This is a genomic window from Saccharopolyspora sp. ASAGF58 (genome assembly GCF_012277335.1).
GTDB lineage: Bacteria > Actinomycetota > Actinomycetes > Mycobacteriales > Pseudonocardiaceae > Saccharopolyspora > Saccharopolyspora hattusasensis.
On the sequence record NZ_CP040605.1, the window covers coordinates 2,013,837 to 2,020,000 of the forward strand.

The window sequence follows — 6,164 nt, forward strand, 5'->3', positions numbered from 1 at the left end:
ACTCACCTGCCCGCTTTGAGCTCGCGGGGGCGCTTCGGCGCTGGGTCCAGCGCCCCCAACGACGGATCGGAACCCATTTCGCGGCGCTGCGCGGCCTGCTGCCGCTCGGCCCGGCGCCGCTGCGCCCAGTTCTTCGGCGCGTACCGCTCGGAGGACGGGATCATCGGGGTGCGCTCACCGCTCTCCAACTTCAGCTGGGCGCGCTTCGCGTTGATCGGCTCGTCCATGATCTTGGCGTGCAGCTTGAGGATCGCGTCCAGCAGCATCTCCGGCCGCGGCGGGCAGCCCGGCAGGTACATGTCCACCGGCACCACGTGGTCCACGCCCTGCACGACCGCGTAGTTGTTGAACATGCCGCCACTGGAGGCGCACACACCCATCGCCAGCACCCAGCGCGGTTCCGGCATCTGGTCGTAGATCTGCCGCAGCACCGGCGCCATCTTGTTGGTGACCCGGCCCGCGACGATCATCAGGTCGGCCTGGCGGGGAGTGGCGGAGAACCGCTCCATGCCGAAGCGCGCGATGTCGTAGCGGGAACCGCCGACGGTCATCATCTCGATCGCGCAGCAGGCCAACCCGAACGTCGCCGGCCACATCGAGGTCTTCCGGGTCCAGTTGACGAGCTTTTCAACGTTTGCCAACAGGATGCCGTTGGGCAGCTGCTCTTCGAGCCCCATCTCCGGCACTCCTTCCCGCTCCGCTGCGGCTAGTTCTTCCGAAAGTCGTGGGCCGACCCGCTCGGGCGTTCCCTAGTTCCAGTCCAGGCCGCCTCTTCGCCAGACGTAGACGTAGGCGAAACCGACGGTCGCGATGAAGAGCACGATCTCGACCACGCCGAACAGGCCGAGGGCGTCCGCAGACACCGCGAACGGGTAGAGGAAGACCATCTCGATGTCGAACAGGATGAACAACATCGCGGTCAGGTAGTAGGCGACCGGCATCCGGCCGCCGCCGATCACCGGCTGCGGCGACGGCTCGATGCCGCACTCGTAGGCGTCGAGCTTCGCCTTGTTGTACCGGCGGGGACCGACCAGTGGCGCGATCGCGACTGAGAACACCGCGAACGCGAGCGCCAGCGCGAACAACAACACCAGCGGGACGTAGGCATCAAGCACTCCGCTGCCCTCCTTCGGCGGCCCCCGCCGAGACGCAGAACACATCTACGGCTTCGGTGCGCACTCTATGCGGTCGACCGTATCGACTCCGTAGTGAGGCGAACCTAACTTTGAGAGGTCCGGCACACTACTCGGGACATCTGACCAGACACGTGCCATCAAGCGCTAGGGGTCAGCCGAGTAGTGGTGCTGATCACACGGTCCATCGTGTCGCCGCCCTTCTCGTCGTAGAGATTTGCCAACAGTTTCAACACGAAACGCATCAGCGTGGTCCTCGGTAGACCATGCTTGGTGGCCATCCGCATGACGGTGGGATTGCCAATCAACTTGCTGAAGATGTTGCCCATCCGGAAGTAGCCGCCGAGCGCCTGCTGCACCGCAGTCGGGTACCGGCGCAGCGCCTGCTCCCGCGAGAATCCCGCCGGTCGGGCGAGCGCGTGCACCACACATTCCGCTGCCAGCGCGGCGGACTCCATCGCGTAGGCGATGCCTTCGCCATTGAACGGGTTGACCATCCCGCCGGCGTCGCCGACCAGCAGCAGGCCGTTGCGGTAGTGCGGCATCCGGTTGAATCCCATCGGCAGCGCCGCGCCGCCGATCCGGCCGGTGGCGTTCTCCTCCCGGAAACCCCACTCCTCCGGGGTTCCGTCCAACCAGGAACGCATCAGCTGGCGGTAGTCCGTCTTGCCGTAGGCCTTGGAGGTGGACAGGATGCCGAGCCCGACGTTGACGGTGCCGTCGCCCATACCGAAGATCCAACCGTAGCCCGGCAGCAATTTCGGTTCGTCGGGGTTCGAGCGGTCCCACAGCTCCAGGTGCGACTCCAGGAAGTCGTCCTTGGTGCGCGGGCTGGTGTAGTACCGGCGCACCGCGACGCCCATCGGCCGGTCGTCGCGCTTCTCGATGCCCACCGACAGCGCCAACCGGGCCGAAACCCCGTCGCAGGCCAGCACCAACGGCGCACGGTACGTGACCGGAGTGCGCTCCGGCCCGGTCTTGGCCTCGACCCCGGTTATCCGGCCGGTTCGCTCGTCGGTGACCGCGCCGGTCACCGTGGTCTGCTGCAGCAGGCGAGCCCCGGCGCGCTGGGCGTTGCGGGCGAGCAGGTCATCGAAGTCGTTGCGGGGGCGGACCACGCCGTAGGGCGGGAATTCGGCCAGGCTCGGCCAGTCCAGTTCCATCCGCACGCCGCCGCCGACGACGCGCAGACCCCGGTTGTGCAACCATCCCGCTTCCTCCCGGGTGTCGATGCCCAGGTCGATGAGCTGCTTGACACCCCGCGGGGTGATGCCGTCGCCGCAGACCTTCTCCCGCGGGAAGACGCTCTTCTCAAGAAGCAGGACGTCCAGGCCGGCGCGGGCCAGGTACGTCGCAGCCGTCGATCCGGCCGGTCCGGCTCCGACGACGATCACCTCGGCGTCTTCGTCCGGTCGGCGGCGGCTGGTGGCGCTGGTCATGACACTCCTTGGTCCGGTGCAATGCGCGGCGCGGCCCGCTCGTCCCGGTGGACCGCCCCGGGAACCCGCTTGTGAACGAGTTCACTAACTCCCGAGTCTAAGCCGGACGAACCTCGCGATCGAGCCCTCGAACTACGCCACCCGAGTGACCACCACCGCAGGTGGCAGCCACCGGCTGCGCCGCTCGGAGGAGTCCCGTCCCCCCGGTGGCCGAAGGAGCCGACGATGCCCGCCTCGCGGCCCGGTTACTTCTCGTCGGCCGCCACGCGGGGATTTCGGGGATGCAGAAATGGAGAGAGCCCCTCTTTCCTTCCGGTTCCGGAAGGAAAGAGGGGCTCTCCCTCAAATAGTGTGTCGGCGGTGTCTTACTCTCCCACACCCTGTCGAGTGCAGTACCATCAGCGCTGGGGAGCTTAGCTACCGGGTTCGGAATGGGACCGGGCGGACCCTCCCCGCCATCGCCACCGACAACCCTCACCCCGCCGTAAACGACGGGAAACCAGGCGTCAGAACACGAATGACACATGTTCAATTATCAAAAGGTTCTGGTTGTTGCCCCAGAACCGTATAGTGGGTGCGTAGCAATCTTTGTGAGCAAGTCCTCGGCCTATCAGCACCAGTCAACTCCACACGTTACCGTGCTTCCATATCTGGCCTGTCAACCCAATCATCTCTTGGGGGCCTTAACCCACAACGGGTGGGAGACCTCATCTAGGAACAGGCTTCCCGCTTAGATGCTTTCAGCGGTTATCCCTCCCGAACATAGCCAACCAGCCACGCCCTTGGCAGAACGACTGGCACACCAGAGGTTCGTCCGTCCCGGTCCTCTCGTACTAGGGACAGCCTTCCGCAAGTCTCCTACGCGCGCGGCGGATAGGGACCGAACTGTCTCACGACGTTCTAAACCCAGCTCGCGTGCCGCTTTAATGGGCGAACAGCCCAACCCTTGGGACCAACTCCAGCCCCAGGATGCGACGAGCCGACATCGAGGTGCCAAACCATGCCGTCGATATGGACTCTTGGGCAAGATCAGCCTGTTATCCCCGGGGTACCTTTTATCCGTTGAGCGACACCGCTTCCACCAGCCAGTGCCGGATCACTAGTCCCTGCTTTCGCACCTGCTCGACCCGTCAGTCTCACAGTCAAGCTCCCTTATACACTTACACTCAACACCTGATTGCCAACCAGGCTGAGGGAACCTTTGGGCGCCTCCGTTACCCTTTAGGAGGCAACCGCCCCAGTTAAACTACCCACCAGGCACTGTCCCCGATCCGGATCACGGACCCGAGTTAGATGCCCGGAACGACCAGAGTGGTATTTCACCAACGACTCCACACCCACTAGCGTGAATGCTTCACAGTCTCCCACCTATCCTACACAAGCCGAACCAAACACCAATACCAAGCTATAGTAAAGGTCCCGGGGTCTTTCCGTCCTGCCGCGCGAAACGAGCATCTTTACTCGTACTGCAATTTCACCGGGCCTGTGGTCGAGACAGCGGAGAAGTCGTTACGCCATTCGTGCAGGTCGGAACTTACCCGACAAGGAATTTCGCTACCTTAGGATGGTTATAGTTACCACCGCCGTTTACTGGCGCTTAAATTCTCCGCTACACCCCAAAGGGTTCACGGGTCCTCTTAACGTTCCAGCACCGGGCAGGCGTCAGTCCATATACATCGCCTTACGGCTTCGCATGGACCTGTGTTTTTAGTAAACAGTCGCTTCTCCCTGGCCTCTGCGACCACCACCAGCTCCCCAAGCACGTCGGTTCACCAGCAGTGGCCCCCCTTCTCCCAAAGTTACGGGGGCAATTTGCCGAATTCCTTAACCACAGTTCACCCGACCGCCTCGGTATTCTCTACCTGACCACCTGTGTCGGTTTCGGGTACGGGCCGTGAAGACACTCGCTAGAGGCTTTTCTCGACAGCATGGGATCACTCACATCGCCACAACGGCTACGCATCACCCCTCACCCACAAGGCATGCGGATTTACCTACACACCGGGCTACAGGCTTACACCAGTACAACCACTCACTGGCAGAGCTACCCTCCTGCGTCACCCCATCACTTAACTACCGCCCCATCAGGTCCCATGCCAGCACGCATATCACCCAAAGGATCAACACACACCAAGATGGTTAGTATCAAAGGTTTCGCTATGGACGCATCAACACGGGTACGGGAATATCAACCCGTTATCCATCGACTACGCCTGTCGGCCTCGCCTTAGGCCCCGACTCACCCTGGGCGGACGAACCTTCCCCAGGAACCCTTGGTCATCCGGCGGCAGAGATTCTCACTCTGCACTCGCTACTCATGCCTGCATTCTCACTCCCACACACTCCACACCAGGATCACTCCGGCGCTTCACCGCATGCAGGACGCTCCCCTACCCAACAACACCACAGTGTCATTGGCATGGCTTCGGCGGTGCGCTTCAGCCCCGCTACATTGTCGGCGCAGGACCACTTGACCAGTGAGCTATTACGCACTCTTTCAAGGATGGCTGCTTCTAAGCCAACCTCCTGGTTGTCTCGGCGATCCCACATCCTTTCCCACTAAGCGCACACTTAGGGGCCTTAGCCGATGCTCTGGGCTGTTTCCCTCTCGACGACGAAGCTTCTCCCCCGCCGTCTCACTGCCACGCTCAACTCAGGCGTATTCGGAGTTTGGCTGATCTCAGTAACCCGCGAAGGCCCATCAACCAACCAGTGCTCTACCCCACCCAAGCAAACACGCAACGCTGCACCTAAATGCATTTCGGGGAGAACCAGCTATCACGGAGTTTGATTGGCCTTTCACCCCTACCCACAACTCATCCCCCAGGTTTTCAACCCTGGTGGGTTCGGGCCTCCACACGGTCTTACCCGCGCTTCACCCTGGCCATGGGTAGATCACTCCGCTTCGGGTCTACACCACGCGACTCAAAACGCCCTATTCAGACTCGCTTTCGCTCCGGCTCCCCCACACACGGGTTAACCTCGCCACGCAGCAGTAACTCGCAGGCTCATTCTTCAAAAGGCACGCCATCACCCAAAGGCTCTGACGGTTTGCAGGCACACGGTTTCAGGAACTCTTTCACTCCCCTCCCGGGGTACTTTTCACCATTCCCTCACGGTACTATCCACTATCGGTCACCAGGAAGTATTTAGGCTTAGCGAGTGGTCCCGCCAGATTCACAGCACCCTCCACGAAAGCGCTGCTACTCGGGAACACCACCACACGCACCGATCGCATTTTCGCCTACCGGACTCTCACCGTCTACGGTCAGGTTTCCCAACCTATTCGACTAACACGACACAGCAACGCTGGCAGACTGGTAGATCTGCCCAGTAGCGTCCCACAACCCCGCACACGCAACCCCTACCAGGTATCCCACGCGCACGGTTTAGCCTCCTCCGCTTTCGCTCGCCACTACTCACGGAATCACCAGTGTTTTCTCTTCCTACGGGTACTAAGATGTTTCACTTCCCCGCGTTCCCCCCAACACCCTATATATTCAGGCGCTGGTAACCCGACATCACTCGGGCTGGGTTACCCCATTCGGACACCCTCGGATCACAGCTCGGTTGACAACTCCCCGAGGACTAT

At 61.9% G+C, this 6,164-nt stretch carries 3 protein-coding genes and 2 rRNA genes (1 of these 5 only partly in view); all 5 read right to left on the reverse strand.

Annotated elements, in window-relative coordinates; genetic code table 11:
- Positions 1-2: 2 nt before the first annotated feature.
- The gene (locus tag FDZ84_RS09305; protein WP_168585558.1) at positions 3-677 is read right to left on the reverse strand and encodes an NADH-quinone oxidoreductase subunit B family protein; all 675 of its coding nucleotides are present in this window, start codon (positions 675-677) and stop codon (positions 3-5) included.
- A 72-nt stretch (positions 678-749) separates the two neighbouring features.
- A complete protein-coding gene (locus FDZ84_RS09310) occupies positions 750-1,160 on the reverse strand; it encodes an NADH-quinone oxidoreductase subunit A (RefSeq protein WP_190820628.1) in 411 nt (136 codons plus the stop codon).
- Between the two features lie 113 nt (positions 1,161-1,273).
- Positions 1,274-2,572 (reverse strand): geranylgeranyl reductase family protein, encoded by a 1,299-nt coding sequence (locus tag FDZ84_RS09315; protein ID WP_168585560.1) that lies wholly within the window; start codon positions 2,570-2,572, stop codon positions 1,274-1,276.
- A gap of 352 nt (positions 2,573-2,924) precedes the next feature.
- A 5S ribosomal RNA gene (gene rrf, locus FDZ84_RS09320) occupies positions 2,925-3,041 on the reverse strand.
- A 121-nt stretch (positions 3,042-3,162) separates the two neighbouring features.
- A 23S ribosomal RNA gene (locus FDZ84_RS09325) occupies positions 3,163-6,164 on the reverse strand; it runs 70 nt beyond the window's last position.